The 25,417-nt window shown below is 72.8% G+C and carries 24 protein-coding genes and 1 riboswitch; of the genes, 16 read left to right on the forward strand and 8 right to left on the reverse strand.

Annotation, left to right across the window (positions count from 1 at the left end):
* Positions 1 to 106 precede the first annotated feature (106 nt).
* Both ACZ4U4_RS21930 and ACZ4U4_RS21935 read left to right on the forward strand, forming a co-directional pair.
* Positions 107 to 1,939 carry a bifunctional metallophosphatase/5'-nucleotidase gene (locus ACZ4U4_RS21930; protein ID WP_467876850.1) on the forward strand — a complete coding sequence of 611 codons (1,833 nt, stop codon included), beginning with the start codon at positions 107 to 109 and terminating at the stop codon, positions 1,937 to 1,939.
* Between the two features lie 308 nt (positions 1,940 to 2,247).
* The gene (locus ACZ4U4_RS21935) at positions 2,248 to 3,609 is read left to right on the forward strand and encodes an LmeA family phospholipid-binding protein (RefSeq protein ID WP_467876852.1); all 1,362 of its coding nucleotides are present in this window, start codon (positions 2,248 to 2,250) and stop codon (positions 3,607 to 3,609) included.
* A gap of 106 nt (positions 3,610 to 3,715) precedes the next feature.
* On the opposite strand, the gene ACZ4U4_RS21940 is transcribed toward ACZ4U4_RS21935, so the two are convergent.
* The 6 genes from ACZ4U4_RS21940 to ACZ4U4_RS21965 form a co-directional block, all read right to left on the reverse strand.
* A complete protein-coding gene (locus ACZ4U4_RS21940) occupies positions 3,716 to 5,248 on the reverse strand; it encodes a sensor histidine kinase (protein WP_467876855.1) in 1,533 nt (510 codons plus the stop codon).
* Positions 5,245 to 5,982 (reverse strand): response regulator transcription factor, encoded by a 738-nt coding sequence (locus tag ACZ4U4_RS21945; protein WP_467876857.1) that lies wholly within the window; start codon positions 5,980 to 5,982, stop codon positions 5,245 to 5,247. The genes ACZ4U4_RS21940 and ACZ4U4_RS21945 overlap by 4 nt, the downstream gene beginning before the upstream one ends.
* A gap of 224 nt (positions 5,983 to 6,206) precedes the next feature.
* Complete coding sequence (locus ACZ4U4_RS21950; RefSeq protein WP_467876859.1) at positions 6,207 to 7,298, reverse strand: S1C family serine protease; 1,092 nt, start codon at positions 7,296 to 7,298, stop codon at positions 6,207 to 6,209.
* A 143-nt stretch (positions 7,299 to 7,441) separates the two neighbouring features.
* On the reverse strand, positions 7,442 to 8,467 hold the full coding sequence (locus ACZ4U4_RS21955) for a LacI family DNA-binding transcriptional regulator (RefSeq protein WP_467876861.1): 1,026 nt from the start codon (positions 8,465 to 8,467) through the stop codon (positions 7,442 to 7,444).
* A 78-nt stretch (positions 8,468 to 8,545) separates the two neighbouring features.
* Entirely contained in the window at positions 8,546 to 9,064 is a 519-nt protein-coding gene (locus tag ACZ4U4_RS21960) for a DUF402 domain-containing protein (protein ID WP_467876864.1), read from the reverse strand.
* Positions 9,065 to 9,180: 116 nt separating this feature from the next.
* The gene (locus ACZ4U4_RS21965) at positions 9,181 to 9,990 is read right to left on the reverse strand and encodes a response regulator transcription factor (protein ID WP_467876867.1); all 810 of its coding nucleotides are present in this window, start codon (positions 9,988 to 9,990) and stop codon (positions 9,181 to 9,183) included.
* Positions 9,991 to 10,226: 236 nt separating this feature from the next.
* Here ACZ4U4_RS21965 and ACZ4U4_RS21970 point away from each other — a divergent pair, with 236 nt between their 5' ends.
* Positions 10,227 to 11,105: an alpha/beta hydrolase gene (locus tag ACZ4U4_RS21970; RefSeq protein WP_467876869.1), complete on the forward strand. Its 879-nt coding sequence runs from the start codon at positions 10,227 to 10,229 to the stop codon at positions 11,103 to 11,105.
* A gap of 1 nt (position 11,106) precedes the next feature.
* Here ACZ4U4_RS21970 and ACZ4U4_RS21975 read toward each other — a convergent pair whose 3' ends face one another.
* Positions 11,107 to 13,008, reverse strand: coding sequence for an ABC transporter ATP-binding protein (locus ACZ4U4_RS21975; RefSeq protein WP_467877005.1), 1,902 nt, complete (start codon positions 13,006 to 13,008; stop codon positions 11,107 to 11,109).
* 95 nt (positions 13,009 to 13,103) lie between these two features.
* Positions 13,104 to 14,837 (reverse strand): ABC transporter ATP-binding protein, encoded by a 1,734-nt coding sequence (locus ACZ4U4_RS21980; RefSeq protein ID WP_467876872.1) that lies wholly within the window; start codon positions 14,835 to 14,837, stop codon positions 13,104 to 13,106.
* A 237-nt stretch (positions 14,838 to 15,074) separates the two neighbouring features.
* Between ACZ4U4_RS21980 and ACZ4U4_RS21985 the strand changes: the two genes are divergently transcribed.
* The 13 genes from ACZ4U4_RS21985 to ygfZ all read left to right on the forward strand — a co-directional run bounded on the left by ACZ4U4_RS21985 (position 15,075) and on the right by ygfZ (position 25,347).
* A complete protein-coding gene (locus tag ACZ4U4_RS21985) occupies positions 15,075 to 15,338 on the forward strand; it encodes a MoaD/ThiS family protein (RefSeq protein WP_467876874.1) in 264 nt (87 codons plus the stop codon).
* Positions 15,339 to 15,348: 10 nt separating this feature from the next.
* Positions 15,349 to 16,695, forward strand: a complete 1,347-nt coding sequence (locus ACZ4U4_RS21990) for a hypothetical protein (RefSeq protein ID WP_467876876.1) — start codon at positions 15,349 to 15,351, stop codon at positions 16,693 to 16,695.
* Positions 16,696 to 16,919: 224 nt separating this feature from the next.
* Positions 16,920 to 17,618: an LmeA family phospholipid-binding protein gene (locus ACZ4U4_RS21995; RefSeq protein ID WP_467876879.1), complete on the forward strand. Its 699-nt coding sequence runs from the start codon at positions 16,920 to 16,922 to the stop codon at positions 17,616 to 17,618.
* Positions 17,619 to 17,818: 200 nt separating this feature from the next.
* Entirely contained in the window at positions 17,819 to 17,926 is a 108-nt protein-coding gene (locus tag ACZ4U4_RS22000; protein ID WP_351323616.1) for an Ms5788A family Cys-rich leader peptide, read from the forward strand.
* Between the two features lie 169 nt (positions 17,927 to 18,095).
* Complete coding sequence (locus ACZ4U4_RS22005; protein ID WP_467876882.1) at positions 18,096 to 18,941, forward strand: sulfurtransferase; 846 nt, start codon at positions 18,096 to 18,098, stop codon at positions 18,939 to 18,941.
* 34 nt (positions 18,942 to 18,975) lie between these two features.
* Positions 18,976 to 19,263: a DUF1416 domain-containing protein gene (locus ACZ4U4_RS22010; protein ID WP_030286290.1), complete on the forward strand. Its 288-nt coding sequence runs from the start codon at positions 18,976 to 18,978 to the stop codon at positions 19,261 to 19,263.
* A 231-nt stretch (positions 19,264 to 19,494) separates the two neighbouring features.
* Positions 19,495 to 19,722, forward strand: a complete 228-nt coding sequence (locus tag ACZ4U4_RS22015; RefSeq protein ID WP_467877007.1) for a DUF3099 domain-containing protein — start codon at positions 19,495 to 19,497, stop codon at positions 19,720 to 19,722.
* Between the two features lie 262 nt (positions 19,723 to 19,984).
* Entirely contained in the window at positions 19,985 to 20,572 is a 588-nt protein-coding gene (locus ACZ4U4_RS22020; RefSeq protein WP_030286284.1) for a heme-binding beta-barrel domain-containing protein, read from the forward strand.
* 74 nt (positions 20,573 to 20,646) lie between these two features.
* A riboswitch (cobalamin riboswitch) is annotated at positions 20,647 to 20,706 on the forward strand.
* A 134-nt stretch (positions 20,707 to 20,840) separates the two neighbouring features.
* Entirely contained in the window at positions 20,841 to 21,947 is a 1,107-nt protein-coding gene (locus ACZ4U4_RS22025) for a FecCD family ABC transporter permease (protein WP_467876886.1), read from the forward strand.
* Positions 21,947 to 22,786 carry an ABC transporter ATP-binding protein gene (locus tag ACZ4U4_RS22030; protein WP_467876888.1) on the forward strand — a complete coding sequence of 280 codons (840 nt, stop codon included), beginning with the start codon at positions 21,947 to 21,949 and terminating at the stop codon, positions 22,784 to 22,786. Before ACZ4U4_RS22025 ends, ACZ4U4_RS22030 begins: the two co-directional genes overlap by 1 nt.
* 8 nt (positions 22,787 to 22,794) lie before the next feature.
* Positions 22,795 to 23,826, forward strand: a complete 1,032-nt coding sequence (locus ACZ4U4_RS22035; RefSeq protein ID WP_467876891.1) for an ABC transporter substrate-binding protein — start codon at positions 22,795 to 22,797, stop codon at positions 23,824 to 23,826.
* Between the two features lie 36 nt (positions 23,827 to 23,862).
* Positions 23,863 to 24,309 (forward strand): Fur family transcriptional regulator, encoded by a 447-nt coding sequence (locus tag ACZ4U4_RS22040; protein WP_467876893.1) that lies wholly within the window; start codon positions 23,863 to 23,865, stop codon positions 24,307 to 24,309.
* Between the two features lie 72 nt (positions 24,310 to 24,381).
* Entirely contained in the window at positions 24,382 to 25,347 is a 966-nt protein-coding gene (ygfZ, locus tag ACZ4U4_RS22045) for a CAF17-like 4Fe-4S cluster assembly/insertion protein YgfZ (protein ID WP_467876896.1), read from the forward strand.
* Positions 25,348 to 25,417 lie beyond the last annotated feature (70 nt).

Here is a 25,417-nt window from a genome sequence, read left to right on the forward strand (position 1 = left end):
AGGCTGCGTCCGCCCGGGCGCAGCCGCGTGCCGGTACCGCACAGCCCCGCCCGGCCGCCCGCACCCGCGCGGCGCCGCCGGGCGGACGGTTCACGGAAGGGATCCCATGGAAGCGACACCCCAACGGCGCCGCCTCGTGCGCAGATTGACGGCCGGCGCGGCCGTGCTGGCCGCCGCCACCGCGGTCACCGCGGCCTCGCTGCCGTCCGGTGCGGGACCGGACGCCGGCCGCGCGGGCAGCGCCCAGGGACGCACCGTCGATGTCCAGCTGCTGTCGTTCAACGACTTCCACGGCAACCTGGAGCCGCCACAGGGCTCGTCCGGGACGGTGGAGGAGGTCCAGAAGGACGGCGGCAAGAAGACCATTGCGGCGGGCGGCGTCGAGTACCTCGCCCAGTCCCTGCGCACGGCCCGTAAGGGACATCCCTACTCCGTGACCGCGGCCGCCGGGGACATGGTCGGGGCCAGTCCGCTGCTGTCGGGGCTCTTCCACGACGAGCCGACCATCGAGGCGATGAACAAGCTCGGCCTCGACGTCACCTCCGTCGGCAACCACGAGTTCGACGAGGGGCAAGCCGAGCTGACCCGCCTCCAGAAGGGCGGCTGCCACCCCAAGGACGGCTGCTTCGAGAAGGGCAAGACCTTCAAGGGCGCCGACTTCCCGTACCTGACGGCCAACGTCACCGACGAGAAGACCGGAAAGCCGCTGCTCAAGCCGTACACCGTGTGGAAGCACCACGGCGTGAAGATCGGCTTCATCGGGGTGACCCTGAAGGGGACCCCCGACATCGTCAGCGCCGACGGCGTCAAGGGGCTGAAGTTCCACGACGAGGTCGCCACGATCAACAAGTACGCCAAGGTCCTCGACAAGCAGGGCGTGAAGTCGGTCGTCGCCCTCATCCACGAGGGCGGGATGCCCGCCTCCACCTCGTACAACTACGACTGCGACAGCCCCGGTCCGGGCGACGGGATCTCCGGGCCGATCACCGCGATCGCCAAGAAGGTGACCCCGAAGGTCGACGCGCTGGTCACCGGCCACACCCACCAGTCGTACGTCTGCACCATCCCCGACCCCTCCGGGAAGCCCCGTACGGTCACCTCCGCCGCGTCGTTCGGGAAGCTCTACACCGAGACCACGCTGACGTACGACCGCGCCACCGGCGACATCGTGCGCACCAACGTCAAGACGCGCGGCCACGCGGCGCGTGCGGTCAACCACGTCGTGGACCGGACACAGCCCAAGGCGGCGGACATGACGTCGCTGATCGCCCGCTGGAACAAGCTGGCCGCACCGGTCGCGGACCGGCCCGTCGGGCACATCTCCGCGGACATCCCGGGCCGGGGCGAGCAGGCCCCTGAGTCGCCGCTCGGCGATGTCGTCGCCGACTCGCAGCTGGAGGCGACCAAGGCCGCGGACAAGGGCGGTGCGCAGCTCGCCCTGATGAACCCCGGGGGGATCCGTTCGGATCTGGCCTATGCGGCGTCCGGCAAGGAGGGCGACGGGGTCGTCACCTACGGGGAGGCGTTCACCGTCCAGCCGTTCACCAACATGATGCGGACCGTCGACCTGACCGGCGCTCAGCTGCTCACCGCGCTCCAGCAGCAGGTCAGCGGCGCCAACGAGGCGTCGCCGAAGATCCTTCAGGTCTCCGACGGGCTCACCTACACCCTGGATCTGACGAAGAAGGGCGCCGACCGGATCGTCAAGGACTCGGTGAAGCTGGACGGCGCCGCGCTCGATCCGGCGAAGACCTACCGCGTCGCGATGAACGAGTTCCTGGCCGGTGGCGGCGACGGCTTCCCCGCCTTCAAGGACGGGAAGAACCCGCTGGTCGGCGGCTCCGACCTGGACGCCTTCACCGCCTATCTGACGGCCCACTCCTCGGCGGACAAGCCGCTGGCGCCGCCGAAGGCGGACCGGATCACCGTCGTGAAGTGACCGCGGGTGGGCGGCGGTCTCCCCGCCGCCCACCTACGGGATTGCCCTTGCGGGGCCCCCTACGGGCCCGCCCCGGGCCGCCGCCGCGGCCGCGCGGCCCGTAGGGGTTGCCCCACCGGGTACCCGTACAGGCCGGACGCCGGGACCCGGTCGGGCTGCCCCCACCGACCCGTACGGGACACACCTCCGGTCCACCGGGCCACCGCCGCGCCCGATATTCCCCTTCCACGCCATGTCCACCGTGGCGTTGCGCACTTACGGCCGGGTGGAGTTGCTAACGGGGGACCCGCTCATGGTCAGATGTGCGGATGCGAACCCCCCAACGCATATCTTCACCCTCGTCCCCGCTCCGCGAACCGGGCTCCGCCGCCCCACCGGCACCGGACGAGAAGGATCGGGACACCCGTGAGTTCGAGCCGGTCAATCCGTACGCGGACCTGGCCGCCCTCGCCGACCCCGAGCCGGAACCGGAGCCCGAGACCGTCGAGCCGCACCGGCTGGAGAACCGCCGGTACCTCAACGAGCGGGACGGCAGCGACGACCCGCTCGGGCTGGGACTCCGCTCCGACGAGGACGACCCGGACGCCTGGCAGCCGCCCAACCACCGCCGGATGAAGCGCGGCATCAGCCGCTTCGCCGCCGTGCCGCTCACTCTCAAGGTGCTGGTCGCGGTCGTGGTCCTCACCGCCTTCCTCGCCCTCGGCGACCGCTTCGCCGTGCTCTACGCGCAGAACAAGGCCGCGGAGCAGATCAAGAAGGCGATGCGTCTGACGGCCTCCCCCGAGGTCGACATCAAGGGCTTCCCCTTCCTCACCCAGGTGCTGGACAAGCGCCTCGACCAGGTCGACGTCACCGTCCCGGACGTGGCGGCCGACCGGGTCTCGCTCGCGAAGCTGGAGGCCAGCGCCCGCGACATCCGGCTGGACGGCGATCTGCCCACCGCCATCAAGGGCGCCACCATCGGGCAGATGCACGGCACCGTGCTGCTCGCCTTCGAGGACATGAACCGCGAACTGGGCGCCTCCCAGGTCAAGTTCAGCGAGCTGGGCCCGAACGAGGTCCGTGCCGTGGGCCGGCTGCCGATCGCCGGGCACGAGCTGCGGATGCACGCCCAGGCCCGTATCCAGCAGGCCGGCGACCGGGGCGTCTCCACGCAGATCAGCAAGATGCGGCTGGACATCGGCGATGTCGCGGTCTACCGCCCCGGCACCGGCAAGGAGGAGGGCCTGCGGCTGACGAAGAAGACCGCCGATCAGCTCAGCCGCCAGGCCGACAAGATCAGGTCGATGCTGAGCGTGCCGGCCATCGTGCACCGCATCGGCATCCCGCAGGAGTACGTCGACCAGGCGCTGCACAACGAGGACAAGCTGCACGAGCTGACCGGTTCGCCGGACTTCGTGTCGAAGCTGATGAAGGTCAACCTCGTCGACGTGGTCGTCGACCACCCGTGGCTGCTGGAGAAGGTCGGCATCGACCCGAAGGTCCTCGGCACCCTCTCCGGCCTGACCAAGCCGCAGCTCGCCGACCAGCTGTCGCTGTCGTTCCGCCTCCCGAAGACCCCTGGTGATGTGCGGCTGCGCCACATCTCGGTCCAGGAGGACGGCATCCTCGCCGAACTCGACGGCCGCGACCTGCCGATCGGCGACGCCGCGAAGAAGGCGGGGAAGTAGGAGAAGCGGCGGAAGCGGGCAGTACGGGCCGGGGCCCGGCGGAGCCAAGCGGCTCGGCCGGGCCCCGGCCCGTTCCCGTCGGCCCGGCGTCCGGCCGGGCCCGTCCTCACCCCGAGGTCTCCCCCGGTGGCTCCGGCTCCACCGGCCCCGCAGGCGGCGGGGTGGGCGCCCCCGGCAGCGTCAGCACCGCCTCCGTGCCGCCGCCCGGTGCGGGCCGCAGCAGCACGCCGCCGCCGGCCTGCTCCGCCGTCCGCGCGACGATCGACAGGCCCAGACCGCTGCCGGGCAGCGAACGGGCCGACGGGGAGCGCCAGAACCGGGCGAAGACGTGCGGGAGTTCGTCCTCCGCGATGCCCGGGCCGTGATCGCGTACGGTCAGCTCGCCCGCCGCGAGACGGACCTCGACGGTGCCGCCCGCCGGGCTGAACTTCACCGCGTTGTCCAGCAGATTGACCACCGCGCGCTCCAGCGCCGCCGGCTCCGCGCGGACGTACCAGGGCGCGAGATCCGAGGTGATCGTCAGGTTCGGGCCGCGCAGCCGGGCCCGTTCCAGGGCGGTGGCGACCGTGTCGTGCAGCGCCACCACCCGCAGCGACGTGCCGCCGCCCGGCCCGGCGTCCGGCGTCCGGGACAGCTCCTGGAGATCGCCGATCAGCGACGCCAACTCCCCCATCTGCGCCTTCACCGACGTCAGCAGCGCCTCCTTGTCGGCGGGCGGGATCGGCCGGCCGGCGCGTTCGCTGCGCACCAGCAGATCGATGTTGGTCCGCAGCGAGGTCAGCGGCGTACGGAGTTCGTGCCCGGCGTCCGCGATCAGCTGCCGCTGGAGCTCCCGGGAGGCGGCGAGCGCCGCCGTCATGGAGTTGAACGCCCGCGACAGCCGGGCGATCTCGTCCTCCCCGTCGGCCGGGATGCGGATGGTGAGGTCCTCGGTGCGGGCGATGTGCTCGGCGGCGTCGGTGAGCCGGTCGACGGGCTTGAGTCCGGCGCGCGCCACCCACAGTCCGGCGGTCGCGGCGCCCAGCACCCCGACCCCGGAGACGATCAGCAACACCAGCGCCAGCTGGTTCAGCGGCGCGGTGACCTGGTCCATCGGCGCGGCGACGGAGACCGCGATGTGGTTGCCGCGGGCGTCGGTGACCGGGCCCGGGTAGTGCAGGGTCGCCACCCGCATCTCGGTGCCGTCCACGGAGCGGGTGGTGTGGACGGCGGAGTTCAGCCGCCCGTCCGCGACGGCCACATCGGCGCGCTGCGCGGGGATCGGGTCCTTCTCCGGCGAGGTGCACACGTCCCCGGACGTCGACACCAGCTGCACGGTGTACGGCGTCGGCTGGAACGCCACCTGGCCGTCGGCCGTGCCCGAGCAGGAGATCTTCAGCGCCTGGACGTAGCCCTGGCCGACGTCGACGCTGCGCAGCGTGGAGTCGAGCTGTTCGGTGAGCCGGTCGCGGGTGATCAGCCAGCAGGCGGCGGCGGACGCGGCGACGGCGAGCGCCACGGCGACGGCGGTGAGCATCGCGAGGCGGGAGCGGAGCGGCAGCTGCCGGTAGCGGCGGGCGGCGCGGGCCAGCAGCCCGGGCGCCCGCTCCGCCGCCGTGGCGCCGTCCGGGGCCTGCGGTGGCGGGGGCTGGGCGGTCATTCGCCGCCGCCCTCCGCGCGCAGCACGTAGCCGACGCCGCGCACCGTGTGCACCAGCCGCGGCTCGCCCGCCGCCTCCGTCTTGCGGCGCAGATACATCACGTACACGTCCAGGGAGTTGGAGGTCGGCTCGAAGTCGAAGCCCCAGACGGCCTTGAGGATCTGCTCGCGGGTGAGGACCTGCCGCGGGTGCGCGAGGAACATCTCCAGCAGCGTGAACTCGGTCCGGGTCAGCTCGACGGGCCGCGCGCCGCGGGTCACCTCGCGGCTCGCCAGATCCATCCGCAGATCGGCGAAGGCGAGGACGTCACCGTCGGCGGGCGCCGCGCCGGCGGCGGCCGCGTACGAGCTGCGGCGGAGCAACGCCCGGATGCGGGCGAGGAGTTCGTCGAGTTCGAAGGGTTTGACGAGGTAGTCGTCGGCGCCCGCGTCGAGGCCGGTGACGCGGTCGCCGACGGTGTCGCGGGCGGTCAGCATCAGGATCGGCACGGTCACCCCGCCGGCCCGCAGCCGGCGGGCGGCGGTCAGCCCGTCCATCCGCGGCATCAGGACGTCCAGCACGATCAGCTCGGGATCGTACGAGGCGACCTTCTCGACGGCGTCGAGCCCGTCGACGGCCTCCTCGGTGGCGTATCCCTCGAACGCCAGCGAGCGCCGCAGCGCCTCGCGGACCGCGGGCTCGTCGTCGACGATCAGGATGCGGGCGGGCTGGTCACCGTGGTCGGCGGGGCTCATGCGCGACTACCTCTGGATACCTCTGGACGCGATACGGGACGGCGGGCGGCGGGGCCGCCCGGGGCAAGCGTCGCACGAGGGCGGCCCGGCCCGAGGGGAGGTCGGGCCGGGCACGGGACGCAGGCGTCCGGGAGGCCGGGACCGGGGCGGACGCGGGGGAAGGGTGACGGGGCGGCCGACCGGCCCCACACCGGCCGGCCACCTCGTCACCCTTCCCCCGGGACTCACACCCCGCTGTTCGGCCCGCCGCTGCCGCCCCCACGCAGCGCGGCGAGGTCCGCCTTCACGGTGTTGATCGGGATCGCGAAGCCCAGCCCCACGCTCCCGGCGGTGCTGCTGCTCGCCGAACTCGGCGAGTACATCGCGGAGTTGATGCCGACGACCTGCCCGGACATGTTGATCAGCGCACCACCGGAGTTGCCGGGGTTGAGCGAGGCGTCGGTCTGGATGGCCTTGTACGAGGTCTTCGACGCACCGGTGTCGCCGTTGTAGCGGTTGCCGCCGAACTCGAACGGCCACTGGTCGCCGCCCTGCCCCGGGTCCTGCCCCTGTCCGTCGCTCTTCGGCACCGTGACATCGCGGTTGAGCGCGGAGACGATCCCGCTGGTCACCGAGCCGGTCAGGCCCTCCGGCGAGCCGATCGCCACGACCTGGTCGCCGACCGCCAGCCCACCGGAGTCCCCGAGGCTCGCGGGCGTCAGCCCCTTCGCGTCGTGCACCTTGACCAGCGCCAGGTCCTTGTCGGGGTCGGTCCCGACGACGGTCGCGGTCTTCCGGCTGCCGTCGCTGAACGCCACGGTCACCGTGTGGGCGCCGGCCACCACATGGTTGTTGGTGACGATCTCGCCCTTGCCGGTGACGACCACTCCGGACCCGGTGGACTCGCCCTCGCCGGTCCGCGCCTTGATCTCGACTATCGACGGGCTGACCGCCTTCGCCACCGCGGAGACCCCGCTGCCGCTGGTCTTCCCCGCGTTGACCAGCGGCGCGGAGACCCCCGCGTCCTGCCGGTGCTGCGTCGCCCCGGCGATCAGCGCCGCGCTGCCGCCGCCGATGAGCCCCGAGGCCAGCGCCACCGCCGCGATCAGCGCGACCGGCCGCCGCACCCGGTGCCGCGGCGCCTCCTGGGGCGCCTGCGGCGCGGCCGGATTGGCACCCGCGAACCCCGCGTACGCCCCCTCACCACCGGGCGCGTACGGAGGTGGCGGCGGGTACGCCGCTCCGGCCCCGCCCGTGCGGGCGCCGTCGCCGTGGCCGTAGCCGTACGGCCCGTCCTGGGACATCTCATCGCCGCTGCGGCGGTAGCTCTCGGTCATGGGATCACTGTGCGCGGCCACCATGAGAACGGGGTGAGAACGCCCTGAGAGACCCGGCAGAAGTAGGTATGCCCGGTATAAGACCACCCGGCCGGAGGCGCCTGGCGCCGCGCGGCCTCCTTCCGCCCCGAAGCCGCCCGGCGTCAGCCGCCGCAGCCGCAGGAGCGGCGGACCACCAGCCGGGAGGGGAACTGCCGCAGCCGCTCGCGGCGCGAACCGGCCACCCGCAGCCCGTCGTCGAGGACGAGATCGACGGCGGCGCGCGCCATCGCCTCCCGGTCCGAGGCGACCGTCGTCAGCGGCGGATCGGTCAGCCCGGCTTCCTTCACATCGTCGAACCCGGCGACCGCCAACTCCCCCGGCACATCGATCCGCAGCTCCCGCGCGGCCCGCAGCACGCCGATGGCCTGATCGTCGGTGGCGCACATCAGGGCCGGCGGCCGGTGGGGCCCGGCCAGCAGCTCCAGTGCGACCTGGTAGGCGTCGTAGCGGTTGTACGGGGCCTGGAAGTAGCGGCCTTCCAGCGAGAGGCCCGCCTCCAGCATCGCCCGGCGCCACCCCTCGACGTGGTCGGTGACCGGGTCGCCGGACTTGGGCGTCTGCTCCGTACCGCCGAGGAACGCGACGTACGGGTGGCCGTGCTCCAGCAGATGGCGGGTGGCGAGCTGGGCGCCCCACACGTCGTCGGTCATCACCGCGACGTCGTCGATCGCATCGGGCCTGCGGTGCAGCAGCACCACCCGGGCGTCCCAGGCGTCGATCTCGGCGGCGGCGTGCTCGCTGGGGCCCTGGCTGATGAGGATCAGGCCGGAGACCCGCATCCCGAGGAAGGCGCGCAGGTAGTGGACCTCGCGCTCGTCGAGGTAGTTGGCGTTGCCGACCAGCACCATCTTGCCGCGCTCGGCCGCGGCCTGTTCCACGGCGTGCGCCATCTCCGCGAAGAACGGCTGCCGGGCGTCGGGGACGATCAGCCCTATGAGATCGGTACGGCGCGAGGCCATCGCCTGCGCGACCCGGTCCGGGCGGTACCCCAGCTCCTTGATCGCGGCGAGCACCCGCTCCCGGGTGGCCGGCGCGACCGGCCTCGGACCGTTGTTGATGACATAACTGACCACCGCGGTCGAGGTCCCCGCCAGCCTTGCCACATCATCCCGCGTCACCTTGGCCACGCGCGGCAGTCTACGCGGGTGAACGGGGGGCTCCCCAGGGGGCGGACGGCGAGGGTCCGCGGCCCGGCCGAGCCCGGCCTACCTGATCTGATCGAGCCAGTAGCGGTACGCCGAGGCGAAGGGTTCGGCGCCGTCACCGTCGCGGCGGCCCGCCGCCATCAACCACGCGCAGGTGCGCCGGGCCTCGCCGACCACACTCGCGGGGTAGCCGAACCGCAGACGGTGCTCGGCGAACTCGTCCTCGTCCTCGATCCGGGCCTCGCCGCCGGGAAGCCGCACGACATCGAGATCGAGGTCCACCATCCGCAGGACCGTCCCGTCCGCGTTCCACTCGGGCACCGTGCACACGTCGCAGTACATCTCGGGCCCCGGGGCCGCGCAGAACGTGGCCGTCCACCACTCACCCCGCGGGACCACCGTCACGTACGCGAACCGGCTGGTCCAACCGCCCGTGGCCGAACTGACGGGGACGCCCCGCGCCGTGCCCAGCCACACGCCGTACGCGTCCGCGCCGAGCCGGTCGGCGGTCCACCGCGCGCTCAGGCTCCCGTCGTACTTCCGGATGTCGACCAGCACGGAGGAGCTCGCGGGGTTCATGCCAGGACGCTAACGCGGCGACGGCGCCCAGGAGCCGGGTCCGCAGAGGCCGCGGGGCGGCCGACGGTTCAAGGGGCGGGCGGCGAGGCTCCGGGCCGTGAACCGTCGGCCCGCGTTCACCTCTTGGCGGTGCGTGCCCCGGTCGCCGCGGAGCCGGAGTGCACGGTCTCCTTGGCGGGCGGGTCGGCCGCGGTCTTCTCGCCGGACGGCGGGGGCGCGGCCTTCTTCTCCTTCGCCTCGGCGGCGCGCTCCGCCTTGTCCGGCACCACGAAGCGGTAGCCGACGTTGCGGACGGTGCCGATCAGCGACTCGTGCTCGGGGCCGAGCTTTGCGCGCAGCCGCCGGACGTGGACGTCCACGGTGCGGGTGCCGCCGAAGTAGTCGTAGCCCCAGACCTCCTGGAGCAGCTGGGCGCGGGTGAAGACCCGGCCCGGGTGCTGCGCGAGGTACTTCAGCAACTCGAACTCCTTGAAGGTCAGGTCCAGGACCCGGCCCTTGAGCTTGGCGCTGTAGGTCGCCTCGTCCACCGAGAGATCACCGGTGCGGATCTCCATCGGGCTGTCGTCGACCGACAGCTGGCGGCGGCCCAGGGCCAGCCGCAGCCGGGCCTCGACCTCGGCGGGACCCGCCGTGTCGAGCAGGACGTCATCGACGCCCCAGTCGGCGGTGACGGCGGCGAGTCCGCCCTCGGTCACCACGAGGATCAGGGGACAGCCGGGGCCCGTGGACCGCAGCAGCTGGCACAGCGACCGCACCTGCGGCAGGTCGCGGCGGCCGTCGATGAGGATGACGTCCGCTCCGGGGGTGTCGATCAGGGCCGGGCCCTCGGCAGGAGCCACCCGCACGCCGTGCAGCAGCAGGCCGAGGGCGGGAAGCACCTCCGCCGACGGCTGCAGCGCGTTGGTCAGCAGCAGGAGGGAACTCACTTCCGACCACCTGCCCGGTACCCGGCCCGTTCTTGTCGGTACTGCTCGCTTCGCTCGCCCATGACGTCTGGTTCCTCCTCGGTCCCTGCGACGGGGGCACCACCCGGCCTCGGCCGGGGGAGTCTGCGGCACTGCTTCGTACGCTGCTTTCGGCCACGCACCGTGCCTGTCCGAAAGCACAAAAGGATCCGGGGGCTTCGCTGCCCGGATCCTCCACGCCCAGCAGAATAGCCCACATGTCCCCCGGACCCGAGGTCGATCCCGGCCGCTCCCGTGTTTCCTCGATCACGTCACGTGGTCACCGCGCCTCCCTGCTGACCGCCGACGGCGTCCGGATCGAGGCCGCCTACACCCCGCGTTCCGGCGCCTTCGGCGCGGGCCGCGAGGGCGTCGCCGACACCCTCGCGCTGGTCGTCGCGCACGGTTTCACCGGCTCCCTGGACCGCCCGGCGCTGCGCCGCGCAGCCGCCGCCTTCCAGGGCCGGGCGGCGGTGGTGACGTTCTCGTTCCGCGGCCACGGGCGGTCCGGCGGGCGCTCCACCGTCGGCGACCGGGAGGTGGAGGATCTGGCCGCGGCGGTCCGCTGGGCCCGCGCGCTGGGCCACCGCCGCGTCGCCACCCTCGGCTTCTCCATGGGCGGCTCCGTCGTGCTGCGCCACGCCGCGCTGCACCGCCCGGCGCACAGGGGGCGCACCGGAGCTCACACGGATGCGGTCGTGTCGGTGAGCGCCCCCGCGCGCTGGTACTACCGCGGCACCGCCTCGATGCGCCGGCTGCACTGGGCCGTCACCCGCCCCACCGGCCGCCTGGTCTCCCGCGTCGGACTGCGCACCCGTATCCACCCCGAGGACTGGGATCCGGTGCCGCTCTCCCCCGTCGCCGCGGTCCCGCTGATCGCGCCCGTCCCGCTGCTCCTCGTACACGGCGACCGCGACCCGTACTTCCCCCTCGACCACCCGCGGATGCTGTACGCCGCCGCGGACCCCGCCACCTGCGGCCTCTGGCTGGAACCGGGCTTCGGCCACGCCGAGAACGCCGCCGCCCCCGAACTGCTGGACCGGATCGGGGGGTGGATCGCGGAGCGGCAGGCGGGGGCGGGCGGCGGCTGCGGATGAGCTATTCGGCCTCCACCACCGCCTCCGCGAACTGGGCCGCGTAGAGGCGGGCGTAGGCGCCGTCGGCGGCGAGGAGGGTGTCGTGGGTGCCCTGTTCGACGATGGTGCCGGACTCCATGACGAGGATCAGGTCGGCGTCGCGGATGGTGGAGAGGCGGTGGGCGATGACGAAGCTGGTGCGGCCGGTGCGCAGGCGGGCCATGGCCTGCTGGATCAGGACCTCGGTGCGGGTGTCGACGGAGCTGGTGGCCTCGTCGAGGACGAGGATGGCGGGCTCGGCGAGGAACGCGCGGGCGATGGTGATCAGCTGCTTCTCGCCGACGGAGACGCTGCCGCCCTCGTCGTCGACGACGCTGTCGTAGCCGTCGGGCAGGGTGCGGACGAAGCGGTCGACGTGGGTGGCGCGGGCCGCCTCGACGACCTTCTCGTGCGGGGTGCCGTCGGGGGCGCCGTAGGCGATGTTCTCGGCGATGGTGCCGCCGAAGAGCCAGGTGTCCTGGAGAACCATGCCGATGCGGGCGCGCAGCTCCTCGCGGCCGAGGCCGGCGATGTCGGTGCCGTCGAGGGTGATCCGGCCCGAGCGGGTCTCGTAGAACCGCATGAGGAGGTTGACGAGGGTGGTCTTGCCGGCGCCGGTGGGGCCGACGATGGCGACGGTCTGGCCGGGCTCGACGGTCAGCGACAAGCCCTCGATCAGCGGCTTCTCCTCGTCGTAGCGGAACGAGACGTTCTCGAAGACGACGCGTCCCGCGGTACGTGCCGGGGCGGCGGACGGCTCCGGGTCGGGCGTCTGCTCCTCGGCGTCGAGGAGTTCGAAGACCCGCTCGGCGGAGGCGACGCCGGACTGGACGAGGTTGGCCAGCGCCGCGATCTGCGTGAGGGGCTGGCTGAACTGGCGGGAGTACTGGATGAACGCCTGGACGTCACCGACCGACAGCGCGCCGGAGGCGACCCGCAGACCGCCGACGACGGCGATCAGGACGTAGTTGAGGTTGCCGACGAAGGTCATCGCGGGCTGGATGAGGCCGGAGATGGCCTGCGCCTTGAAGCTCGCCTCGTAGAGCGCGTCGTTCTGCTCGCGGAACCGCTCGGCGGACTCCTTCTGGCGGCCGAAGACGCGGACCAGGGAGTGGCCGGTGTACATCTCCTCGACATGGCCGTTGAGCTTGCCGGTGGAGGACCACTGCTTGACGAACTGCGGCTGGGCGCGCTTGCCGACCTGGGTGGCGACGATCACCGACAGCGGGACCGTGACCAGCGCGACCGCCGCCAGCAGCGGGGTGATCCAGAACATCATCGCGAGGACGCCGAGGACGGTCAGCGCCGAGGTGACGATCTGGCTGAGGCTCTGCTGGAGCGTCTGCTGGATGTTGTCGATGTCGTTGGTCGCCCGGGAGAGCACCTCACCGCGCTGCTGCTTGTCGAAGTAGCTCAGCGGCAGCCGCGACAGCTTCGCCTCGACCTGCTCGCGCATCCGGAAGACGGTGCCCTGCACGGCGGTGGTGACCAGCCGCGCCTGGAGGAAGCCGAAGAGCGAGGCCGCCGCGTAGATCAAGGTGGCGTAGAGCAGGACGGTGCCGACGGCGGTGAAGTCGATGCCGTGGCCGGGGACGAGCGGCAGGGTGCCGATGAGGTCGGCGAGGCCGCCCTGGCCGTGGGCGCGCAGCTGCTCGGCGGCCTGCGCCTTGGTGACGCCGGACGGCAGATCGCGGCCGATCAGCCCGGCGAGAAGCAGGTCGGTGGCGTGCCCGAGGACGCGCGGGCCGGTGACCGTGAGCGCCACGGAGGCGATGGTCAGCAGGAGGGCGCCGGTGAGCGCGGCGCGCTGCGGCCGCAGCTGGCCGAGCAGCCGCTTGCCGGAGCCCTTGAAGTCCAGCGATTTGACGAGCGGCGGGCCGCCCATGGCGCGGGCCGGGCCGGTGGGGCGCGCGGCGCGGCGCAGCTCCTCCGCCTGCGCGGCGTCCTCGCCGCGGGTCTCCGTCTCCTTGTCCGCGGTGGTCACGCCGCCTCCTGCTCGGTGAGCTGGGAGAGCACGATCTCCCGGTACGTTGCGTTGTCCGCCATCAGTTCGGCGTGGGTGCCGGTGCCGACGACGCGGCCCTCGTCGAGGACGACAATGCGGTCGGCGCCGCGGATGGTGGCGACGCGCTGGGCGACGATGACGACGCTCGCGCCGCCGGTCTCGCGGGCCAGCGCGGCGCGCAGCGCGGCGTCGGTGGCGTAGTCGAGGGCGGAGAAGGAGTCGTCGAAGAGGTAGAGGTCCGGCTTGCCGACCAGGGCGCGGGCGATGGCCAGGCGCTGGCGCTGGCCGCCGGAGACGTTGGAGCCGCCCTGCGCGACGGGCGCCTGGAGACCGCCCTCCATCGCCGCGACGAACTCCTTGGCCTGCGCGGTCTCCAGCGCCCGCCACAGCTCCTCGTCGGTGGCGTCCGGGTCGCCGTGGCGGAGGTTGGAGGCGATGGTGCCGGAGAAGAGGTACGGCTTCTGCGGGACGAGGCCGATGGTGCGGGCGAGCGTCGTCTCGTCGAGGGTGCGGACGTCCTCGCCGCCGACCAGGACGGTGCCGCCGGTCGCGTCGAAGAGGCGCGGCACCAGGCCGATCAGGGTGGACTTGCCGCTGCCCGTGGAGCCGATGACGGCGGTGGTCTCACCGGGCCGGGCGAGCAGCGAGATGTCCTTGAGGACGGGCTCCTCGGCGCCGGGGAAGCGGAACTCCACGCCGCGCAGCTCCAGCTCGCCGGGTCGGCTGAGGGTGGCGTGCGGCCGCTCGGGCGGGACGACGCTGCTGTCGGTGTCCAGCACCTCCTGGATGCGCTCGGCGCAGACCTCGGCGCGCGGCAGCATCATCGTCATGAACGTCGCCATCATGACCGACATGAGGATGTACATGAGGTAGCTGAGGAACGCGGTGAGCGAGCCGATCTGCATCGCACCGGAGTCGATGCGCAGCCCGCCGAACCAGACCACGGCGACGCTGGAGAGGTTCACGATCATCATGACCAGCGGGAACATCGTCGACATCAGCTTGCCGGAGCGCAGCGACACGTCGTAGAGGTCGCGGTTGGCGGCGGCGAACCGCTGCTGTTCGTGGCGGTCGCGGACGAAGGCGCGGATGACGCGGATGCCGGTGATCTGCTCGCGCAGCACGCGGTTGACGGTGTCGATGCGCTCCTGGACGCTGCGGAACAGCGGCCGCAGCCGGCGCACGATGAGCGAGACGAAGATCCCCAGGATCGTGACGATCACCAGCAGCAGACCGGAGAGCGGAACGTCCTGGTTGAGCGCCATGATCACGCCGCCGACGCACATGATCGGCGCGGACACCATCATCGTGAACGTCATCAGGACCAGCATCTGGACCTGCTGGACGTCGTTGGTGGTGCGGGTGATCAGCGAGGGCGCGCCGAAGGCGGCCACCTCCCGGGCGGAGAACGTCTGTACCCGGTCGAAGACCGCCGCCCGGACGTCCCGGCCCAGCCGGCCGGCGGTGCGGGCGCCGTAGTAGACGGCGCCCGTCGCGCAGGCGACCTGGAGCAGCGCGATGGCGATCATGAAGCCGCCGACCCGCAGGATGTAGCCCGTGTCCCCGCGGACGACACCGTGGTCGATGATGTCGGCGTTGAGGGTGGGCAGGGAGATGGTGGCCAGCGTCTGGATGAGCTGGAGGAGAACGATCAGCGATATTGCGCGCCTGTGGGGCCGGAGATGCGCCCGCGCGAGTCGGACCAACACCGTACGACCTTATGCGAACACTTGCCCGCGGCAACCGGATATCCGACGAGAACACCGGATGCACGGGGGCACCCGCCTCCGCCGACCGTGTGCCGGAGCCGCCCGCCCGGCCCCCGGCCGCGCCGGGCCCGGCCGTGCGTACGCCATCATGGACGGCGCGGTCCCAGGGCCCCTGTTCCGGCGCCGCGGCGGGAGCACGCACCCCGCATCCACCACACCCACGACGAAGAGGCCGCCGTGACAACAACTGGCACCGTGCGCTACTGGGCAGCCGCCAAGGCCGCCGCAGGCACGGCCGAGGAGCCGTACGCGGCGGAGACGCTCGCCGAAGCGCTGGACGCGGCGCGCACCGCGCACGCCGCGCACCCGGAGTTCGCCCGCGTCCTGGAGCGCTGCTCGTTCCTGGTGGACGGCGACCCGGTCGGCACCCGCGACCACGCGGACGTCCCGCTCGTCGAGGGTGGCACCGTCGAGGTCCTGCCGCCGTTCGCGGGAGGCTGAGGAAACGATCATGAGCGACTCCCCGCAGCACCCCTACGGCACCCCGGAGCAGCAGCCCGGCCCGAGCCCGCAGCCCGGCCCCGACCCGTACGCCGCGTCGGGCACCGACCCGTACGCCGCCCCCGGCCCGTACCCCGGACAGCCCTCCCCGCAGGGGTACGCGCAGTCCCCCCACGGGCAACCCTCCTACGAGCAGGGGCACGCCCCGCAGCAGCAGTACGGGCAGGAGCCCTACGGGCAGGGGTACGCCGGGCAGGCCCCGCACGGCCAGGGGTACGGCGCCCAGGCCGCGTACGACCAGACGCCGTACGGGCAGGCCCAGCCCCCGTACGGGCAGACGCCCGCGCCGCAGCAGCAGTACGCGGCGCAGCAGCAGTACGGGCAGCCCCCGCAGGGTCACCCCGGCCAGGACCCGTACGGGCAGCCCCAGGGCGCCCCGGCCGCCGCCCCGTACGAGCAGGCCCCGGCCGCCACCGCTCCCTACGCCCCGGCCGCGCCCACCGTCCCCGCCCCCGGCGGCGCGGAGGCCGGTGCGGCCCACGGCGCCCAGGGCACCGCGCAGGGCACCCCGCAGCCGGACGCGCCGCAGGACCTCTCCCGGCTGGCGCCCAACCAGCGGGCCCGCGCCGAAGGCCGGTCGCCGATCATCGCGCCGGGCCTCCAGCCCGCCGCGCTGACCGCCGTGCTCGCGCTGCTGATCGCGGTCACCGCACCGCTGCCGGAGGCCGTACGGGCGGTGCCGGTGGTGCTGCTCCAGGCGGTCACCGCGGCCGGATGGTTCCGGCTGAACGGCATGTGGCCGGCCCGGCAGGGCATCGCGCTGGCGTTCCTGGCGGGCGCGGTGACGGACGTCGCGCTGCTGGCGACGGAGCGCGCGGACGCCCCGCTGGTGGTCCTCGGCACGCTCGGTGTGTGGTGTCTGCTCGTCCTCGTCCTCCAGCTGCGCAACCGCAGCAGCGCCGACGAGCGGATGTACGCGCTGACCGCGGGGCTGACCTCCACGGCGCTGACGGTGCTCGCCGCCGGACAGCTCTCCGCCCTCTCGGACGCGGTCGTGGTGGGCGCCGCCGCCGTCGCACTGGCCGTGCTGGTCCGCGCGCTACCGCTGCCGGGCCCGGTCTCCCTGGTCCTGGCGCTGCTCGCCGCCGCCGGTGCGGGCGCGGGCGCGGGGCAGCTCAACGCGTTCGGCACCATGGGCGCCGCGCTGGGCCTGGCCGCCGGTTGCTGTGCGCTGATCGGTCTGCGGGTGGCGAGCTACGACTACCCGTCCCGCTTCGTCCACCTCACCGCGGGCGTCGCGCTGCCGCTGGCGCTCGCCGCCCCGGCCGTCCATCTGCTGGGCCCGGTCCTCGGCTGACCCGCCCGCCCCTTCGACCGGCCGCCGCCGGGCGCCCCGCGCGCCCCCGGCGGCCGTTCGCGTTCCCGGCGCCGTACGGCCGCGGCCGCGCGCCGGGAACCGGTCGCCCTCGCCGCTCCCACGGGCCGGTCGTCTAGGCTCGCCGGTGCGCGGGCAGGGGGCCCGTGACGTACGGAATGCAAGCAAGAGGCCGGGCGACCGGCCGAGTGTGGGGGAAGGGTTCGATGCGCGCACTGAAAGTGCTGCTGGTACTGGTCGTGGTGGTCGGCGGGTTGTTCGTCGCCGCCGACCGGGTGGCGGTCAATCTCGCCGAGGACAAGGCGGCGGAGAAGATCCGCGGCAGCCTGACGCTCCCGGCGGATCCGGAGGTCTCGATCAAGGGCTTCCCGTTCCTGACCCAGGTCGCCGGGCGCAGCCTGGACGAGGTCGACACCTCGCTGGGTGACATCAAGGCCAGCGCCGACGGCCACACGCTCCGGGTCGCGGAGCTGAAGGCGACCTTCCACGACGTGCGGCTCTCGGAGAACTACAGCTCGATCGAGAAGGCCGCGTCGGCCACCGCCACCGCCACCCTCTCCTACCCGGACCTGACCTCGGCGTCCGGCGCGAATGTGCAGGTGGCGTACGGCGGGCAGAAGGACGGCCGGGGCCAGGTGAAGATCTCGCCGACCATTCCGCTGCTCAGCTCGCTGGAGGTGACCGGTTCGGTCACCGCGCAGGGCAACACCCTGCGGCTGCGCGCCGACTCCATCCCGACCATGTGCCGGCTGATCCCCGGCTGCGCCGACAAGGTCCGCGCGCAGACCGACCACGAGTGGAAGCTCGACCAGCTGCCGTCCAACCTCAAGCTCGACAAGGTCACCACCGGCCCCGGCGGCGTGAAGATCACCGCGACCGGTACGGACGTCAAGCTCCCCGGCTGACCGCTCACCGCCCGGACGCCCCACACGTCCAGCCGTTGAGACGGCACATCCCGTACGACAGACCCCCCACCGTTCCACCGCCGCCCGGCCCCTGCGAGGGAGCGCCGGGCGGCGCCTTTCGTTCCGTATCGCGGACAGTTACGTCTCGTCATATGACACACCGGTGACAGGCCCCGTCCTGCGTCCCTACGATCGGCACCATGCAGAGCGCATCGAGCGGTCCCCGTTTCCGGGGACAGGCGAACCTCACGAAGCGGCGGGCAGTCGACCTGTGCCGCGTCGCCACCATGCTCTGTCGCCCTGTCTGACGGGTCCGTCCCCGTCGCCGGCCGGTCCGCCCCCCGGCCGCTCCGTCTGATCGCCGTTCCCGTTGTGCCACGCCGCGCCGCGCGCCGCCCTCAGCCGCCGCGCTTCCCCGGCGTATCCGCGTGCCCGCCCCGCAAGCACATCCCCGCAACTGCCCCGGAGGAGAAGAACATGAGCCGCACCGACGTTCTGGTGGACGCCGACTGGGTCGAGGCCCACCTCGACGACCCGAAGGTCGTCCTCGTCGAGGTCGACGAGGACACCGCCGCGTACGACAAGAACCACATCAAGAACGCCGTCCGGATCGACTGGCAGAAGGACCTCCAGGACCCGGTCCGCCGTGACTTCGTGGACCAGGAGGGCTTCGAGAAGCTGCTCTCCGCCAAGGGCATCGCCAACGACGACACCGTCGTCCTCTACGGCGGCAACAACAACTGGTTCGCCTCGTACGCCTACTGGTACTTCAAGCTCTACGGCCACGACAGCGTGAAGCTGCTCGACGGCGGCCGCAAGAAGTGGGAGCTGGACTCCCGCGACCTGGTCGACGGCTCCGAGGTCCCCAGCCGCCCGGCCACCACGTACAAGGCCAAGGCGCAGGACACCTCCATCCGCGCCTTCCGGGACGACGTCGTCGCCGCGATCGGCACCAAGAACCTCGTCGACGTGCGCTCCCCCGACGAGTTCAGCGGCAAGCTGCTCGCCCCGGCCCACCTCCCGCAGGAGCAGTCGCAGCGCCCCGGCCACGTGCCCAGCGCCCGCAACATCCCGTGGTCGAAGAACGCCAACGACGACGGCACCTTCAAGTCGGACGAGGAGCTGACCGCCCTCTACGAGCAGGAGGCCGTCGACCTGGCGAAGGACACCATCGCCTACTGCCGTATCGGTGAGCGTTCCGCCCTGACCTGGTTCGTGCTGCACGAGCTGCTGGGCCAGGCGAACGTCAAGAACTACGACGGCTCCTGGACCGAGTACGGCTCGCTGGTCGGCGTGCCGATCGAGCTGGGCGCCAACAAGTAAGTCCGCCCCACCCCTCTACCCCTCAAGGAATCCCATGTGTGGAGCACAGGCCGGCGGCCCCGACGCGTCGACCATCAAGCCCGGTGAGACCACGATCCAGGGCAGCGTGACCCGCGACGGCGAGCCCGTCACCGGCTACGTCCGCCTGCTGGACAGCACCGGCGAGTTCACCGCGGAGGTCCCCACCTCCGCGACCGGACAGTTCCGCTTCTACGCGGCCGAGGGCACCTGGACGCTGCGCGCCCTCGTCCCCGGCGCCACCGCCGACCGCACCGTGGTCGCGCAGAAGGGTGGCCTGGCGGAGGTCGCCATCGCCGTCTGACGACAGCGTGCGGTGGGTGCGCGGCGGCGGTCGCGCACCCACCGGCGGAGGGCCGTACCCCCGGGGGTTGGACGCCATACCGGGGGTGCGGCCCTCCGTGCTGTGTACGGACCGGCGGGCCGTGTCGCGAACGGGCCGCCGGGGCTTCTTTCCGGGGCGCTGCGGACTTACCGTGGAGGTATGCCCGGCTGGCCGCCTCCCCGCCGCCGTCATCGCTGGTACTTCGTGATGATGGGGGTCTGCCTCACCCTTTTCGTGCTGGCCTGGAGCGTGGTGCGGATGTGGTCGGTGACGGCCGCGGTGGTGATGTGCGTGATCGCGATGGTCATCCCGCCGGTCGCGGCGATCGTCGCCAACCGCCGGGGCCCCGACGAGCGCTGGTGGGACGAGTCCGGCGACCCGGAGTCGGACCGCTGGTGGCGCGAGCTGGACGACCGCGACGACCACCACTCGCACTGAGCGGACGGCCCCGCTCCGCGCGCGGGGAACCTCACAGCGCCACCGCGAACGGCGACGACTAGACTCGTGTCCGGTCCGTTCCACCCCACTCCGTCCAAGGAGCACGACGTGCTTGAGGCAGTCTTCACCACCCTGCTCGTCCTGGTCGGCGTCGGCGTCATCGCCTTCGCCGGTCTGACCTACAAGAAGCTCTACCAGGGTCAGCGCTGACGACCGCCTCCCGCCGTGCCGCCTTGTCCCTCCCCACAGATCGCCTGAGCTGATGATCGAGATCCCGTCCGACCTGAACCCGGCCCTCGTCCCGCTGGCCTTCCTCCTCGGCAACTGGGAAGGCGCGGGTGTCGCGGACTTCCCGGGCACCGAGAAGTGCAACTTCGGGCAGGAGGTCACGTTCACCCACGACGGCCGTGACTTCCTGGAGTACACCTCGCACAGCTGGGTCCTGGACGGCGAGGGCAAGAAGGTCCGCCCGCTGGAGACCGAGAGCGGCTACTGGCGCATCGACAAGGACCGCAAGGTCGAGGTCGTCATGATCCGCGACCAGGGCATCGTCGAGGTCTGGTACGGCGAGCTGGCCGACCAGAAGCCGCAGATCGACCTCGCCACCGACGCCGTCGCCCGCACCGCGGCCGCCGGCCCGTACACCGGCGGCAAGCGTCTCTACGGCTACGTCAAGAGCGACCTGATGTGGGTCGGCGAGAAGGCCACCCCCGAGGTGCCGCTGCGGCCGTACATGTCCGCGCACCTGAAGAAGGTCGCCGACCTCAAGGAGTGGGCCGAGAGCCTGCCGGCCGACACCCCGGACGGCGTCTCGTTCTTCAACGCGGACGGCACCCCGTACGAGGGCTGAGCACCGCCCGACGGCGTACGGGGCCGGCGCCCCGTACGTCCCACAACCGCATATGTATGACGCGCCCCGCGGGGGAAGTCCGGTGAGAGTCCGGCGCTGACCCGCAACGGTAAGCGGAGCCCCCGGCCAGGGGAGCGTCCGTGAGCCCGATCGCCCGCGGCGGCGCCTGCTCCTGTAGAACTCGCCGTGGACTGCGAGGGGACACCCGTCGCACGCGCCGGGCCGTGTCTTCACCCGTAGGACGGCCCGAGCCGAAGGCGGACCGTCCGTGGAACCAACGCCCTCCCAGGCCACCGCGCCCCGCGCCGCGCGCCCGCCCGAGGCGCCCGCGCCGGTGCGCCGCCTCCGCCTCCCGCCGCTGGTCGCGGCCCTCACCCTCGCGCTGCTCGGCTCCGTCGTCTGCGGCGTGGGCCTGGGCTCCGCCGGGGTGAGCTGGGGCCAGGTGGTGCACTATCTGACCGCCGGGGTGACCGGCGGGACCCTCCCGGCCGAGGACGTGGCGGGCTACACCGTCGTCTGGGAACTGCGCTTCCCGCGAGCGCTGCTGGCCGCCGTCGTCGGCGCGGGGCTCTCCGCCATCGGCGTCGCCGTCCAGGCGCTGGTCCGCAACGCGCTCGCCGATCCGTTCGTCCTCGGGATCTCCTCCGGCGCCGCCGTCGGCGCCAACGCCGTGCTCCTCTTCGGCGCCGCCGGGGCGCTGGGCGTCTGGGCGCTGTCCACCTCCGCCTTCGTCTGCGCGCTGCTCGCCATGGCCCTGGTGTACGCCGCCGCCCGCACCGCGCACGGCCTCACCCCGCTGCGGCTGGTCCTCACCGGCACCGCGATGTACTACGGCTTCTCCGCCGTGACGACGCTGATGGTGTTCTCCGCCGACCGCGGCGAGGCGGCCCGGTCCGCGGTGATGTGGCTGCTGGGCTCCCTGAGCGGCGCGGGCTGGCCGTCGGTGCCGCTGGCCGCCGCCGCGGTGGCCGGTGCGGTGCTCTATCTGCGGCTGGCCGCGGGCCGGCTGAACGCCCTGGCGATGGGCGACGAGACGGCCGCGGCGCTCGGGGTGGACGCCGGGCGGCTGCGGCGGGAGCTGTTCCTGGTGGTGGCGGCGGTGGCCGGGGCGGTGGTCGCGGTCAGCGGGGCGATCGGCTTCGTCGGGCTGCTGGTGCCGCATGTGACGCGGATGCTGGTGGGCGCCGACCACCGCCGGGTGATCGCGGTCGCGCCGCTGCTCGGCGCGGTGCTGCTGGTCTGGGCGGATGTGCTGTCCCGGGTGCTGATCGCGCCCGTCGAACTGCCCGTCGGGGCGATCACCGCGGTGCTCGGCGTGCCCGGCTTCGTGCTGCTGATGCGGCGCAACGGCTACAGCTTCGGAGGGGGCGTCTGATGCGCGTCGACATCGACGATCTGGCCGTGGCGGTCGCCGGGCGGCGGCTGCTCCACGACGTGACGCTGCGCGCCGCCGAAGGGCAGCTCATCGGGGTGATCGGCCCGAACGGCAGCGGTAAGTCCACACTGCTGCGGTGCGTCTACCGGGCGCTGCGTCCGGCGGGCGGCACGGTCCGGCTGGACGGCGCCGATCTGCACGCCATGGACGCCCGCGAGGGCGCCCGGCTGCTGGCCGCGCTGCCGCAGGAGGGCCAGGCCACCTTCGATTTCACCGTCGCCGAGATCGTGGCGATGGGACGCCTGCCGCACCAGCGCGGCAGCGGCCGGGCGTCCGCCGCCGACCAGGAGATCTGCGCGCGGGCACTGGCCCGGGTCGGCGCCGGGCATCTGGCGCACCGCGGCTTCCCCGGGCTGTCCGGCGGCGAGAAGCAGCGGGTGCTGATCGCCCGCGCGCTGGCCCAGGAACCGCGGGTGCTGGTGTTGGACGAGCCCACCAACCACCTCGACATCGCCCAGCAGCTGGAGGTCCTGGCGCTGGTCCGCGACAGCCGGCTGACGGTGCTGGCGGCGCTGCACGACCTCAACCTCGCGGCGCAGCACTGCGAGGCGCTGTACGTCCTGGACGGCGGCCGGATCGTCGCCTCCGGCGCACCGCACGAGGTGCTCACCGCCGAGCTGCTCGCCGACGTCTTCGGCGTCCGCGCCCACCGCGTCCGCCACCCGGAGACCGGCGCCGTACAGCTCCTCTTCGACCGGCTCCCGGAGGCCACCGGGCGCTCCGCCCCGCCGGGCGCCTCACCGGACGCGCCTTCCCTCCCCTCCCCCACTCCCCGATGAGGCCCCCGATGTCCCGCCGCCCCACCGCCCTGATCTCCGCGCTATCCGCCCTCGCCCTGGCCCTCACCGGCTGCGGCGCGAAGTTCGCCTCCGACCGGTCCGACAGGAGCGCCGATGCCGAGGACGCCGCCGGATACCCGGTCACCGTCAAGAACTGCGGCACCGAGCTGACCTTCGACAAGAAGCCGTCCCGGGTCGTCACCAACGACATCGGCATCACCGACCTGATGCTGGCGCTCGGCCTGGAGGACCGGATGGCCGGGTACGTCACGCCGTCGTACCGGGGCCGGATCGACAAGGTCGCCTGGCGGGACGCGTACGACAAGGTGCCGTGGCTGTCGAAGAAGGCGATCACCAAGGAGATCGCGCTCGACGCGCACGCCGATCTCGTCCTCGCGGGCTGGAACTACGGCTTCGGCGAGGGCAACGACCTCACGCCCGCCTCCCTCAAGAAGCTCGGCATCGGCTCGTACGTCCTGACCGAGTCGTGCCGCAACGGCGGCGCCGGCAGCGCCCGCGGGGTGATGCCGCCGCTGGAGGCGCTCTACGCCGACCTGACGAACCTCGGGAAGATCTTCCACGTCGAGGACCGCGCCGCGAAACTGGTCGAGGAGTACCGCGCGCAGATCGCCGAGGTCCGCGCCTGGCACGCCAAGGACGGGAAGAAGCCCTCCGTCTTCCTCTACGACAGCGGCACCGACAAGCCGCTGACCGCGGGCGCCTACGCCGGTCCGGACGACATCATCACCAAGGCGGGCGGCGTCAACATCACCAAGGACCTCAAGGACACCTGGACCACCGTCGGCTGGGAGACCGTCGTCGAGCGCAACCCCGACGTCATCGTGATCAACGACTACGGTTCGCCGACCGCCGCCCAGAAGAAGGACTTCCTGCTCCACTACAAGCCACTGGCGAACGTCTCCGCCGTCAAGCACGGCCGGATCTACGCGCTGGACTACGCCGACCTCGTCGAATCGCCCCGGAACCCGGCCGCGGTCCGCTCGCTGGCCCGCCATCTCGCCGCCGGGCACGTCGGCTGACTCCTCGGGCGGCCGGGCGCTCCTTACACTGGCCCTGTGGTGAGCACCGACTGGCAGAGCGACCTCCGCAAACGCGGCTACCGGCTGACGCCGCAGCGTCAGCTCGTGCTGGAAGCCGTCGACAGACTGGAGCACGCGACCCCGGACGACGTCCTCACCGAGGTGCGCAAGACCGCGGGCAGCGTGAACATCTCCACCGTCTACCGGACGCTGGAGCTGCTGGAGGAGTTGGGCCTGGTCAGCCATGCCCACCTCGGGCACGGCTCGGCGACGTACCACCTCGCCGACCGCCACCACCACATGCATCTGGTCTGCCGGGACTGCACGGAGGTGATCGAGGCGGATCTGTCGGTGGCCGAGCCGTTCGCCGCCACGCTCCAGGAACAGTTCGGCTTCACCACCGACCTGAAGCACTTCGCCATCTTCGGCCGCTGCCGCGCCTGTACACAGAAGGCGGCGCGGGAGCAGGACGGCGAGGCGTAGACGCTGCGGCGGCGTGCCCGGAGGCCCCCACCGCGCTCCCGGTGGTGCCCCGCCGGGCCGTAGGCTGGCGGCATGAAGAGTTCCCTGCTGTCGCTGCCCGGCGCCGTCCCCGCCGAGGCCCCCGACGAAGGCGTCGCCGCGCACTACGGTGACCTCTTCCGTGAACAACGCGCGCTGGCGGACGGCTCCGGTTTCGTGGACCTCTCGCACCGCGGCGTCGTCACCGTCACCGGTCCCGAGCGGCTGAGCTGGCTCCATCTGCTGGTCACCCAGCACGTCAGCGAGCTGCCGCCCGGGCAGGCCACCGAGGCGCTGATCCTCTCCCCGCACGGCCATGTGGAGCATGCGCTCTACCTCGTCGACGACGGGGAGACGACGTGGCTGCATGCCGAGCCGGGCACCCAGGAGGCGCTGATCGCCTATCTGGAGAGCATGAAGTTCTTCTACCGCGTCGAGGTCGCCGACCGCACCGCCGACTTCGCCGTGGTGCACCTGCCGGCCGGTTCGATCACCGAGGCGCCCGCGGGCACCGTCGTCCGCGAGACGCCGCACGGCCGGGACCTCTTCCTGCCGCGCGCCGAGCTGGACGCGTTCGCCGCGGCCCACGGCCCGGCGATCGGCGTCCTCGCGCTGGAGGCGCTGCGCGTCGAGGCGCACCGCCCGCGGCTGGGCCTGGAGACCGACCACCGCACCATCCCGCACGAGCTGGGCTGGCTGGAGACCGCGGTCCACCTGCAGAAGGGCTGCTACCGCGGCCAGGAGACCGTCGCCCGCGTCCACAACCTGGGGAAGCCGCCGCGCCGGCTGGTCTTCCTGCACCTGGACGGCAGCGAGGTGCATCTGCCGCCGCACGGCACGCCGCTGCGGCTCGCCGCCGACGGTCCCGAGGGCCGCCAGATCGGCTTCGTCACCACCTCGGCCCGCCACCACGAGCTGGGCCCGATCGCGCTCGGCCTGATCAAGCGGAACGTCCCCGTCGACGCCCCGCTGGACGCCGAGGGCACCGCCGCGGCCCAGGAGGTCGTGGTCGCGCCGTAGGGCGTTCGCGTAACGGCCGCGGTCCCTCGCGCAGGGGCCGCGGCCGCAGCCATACCGGGACAGGGCCGGT

The sequence above is a fragment of the Streptomyces sp. NPDC029159 genome (assembly GCF_055564055.1).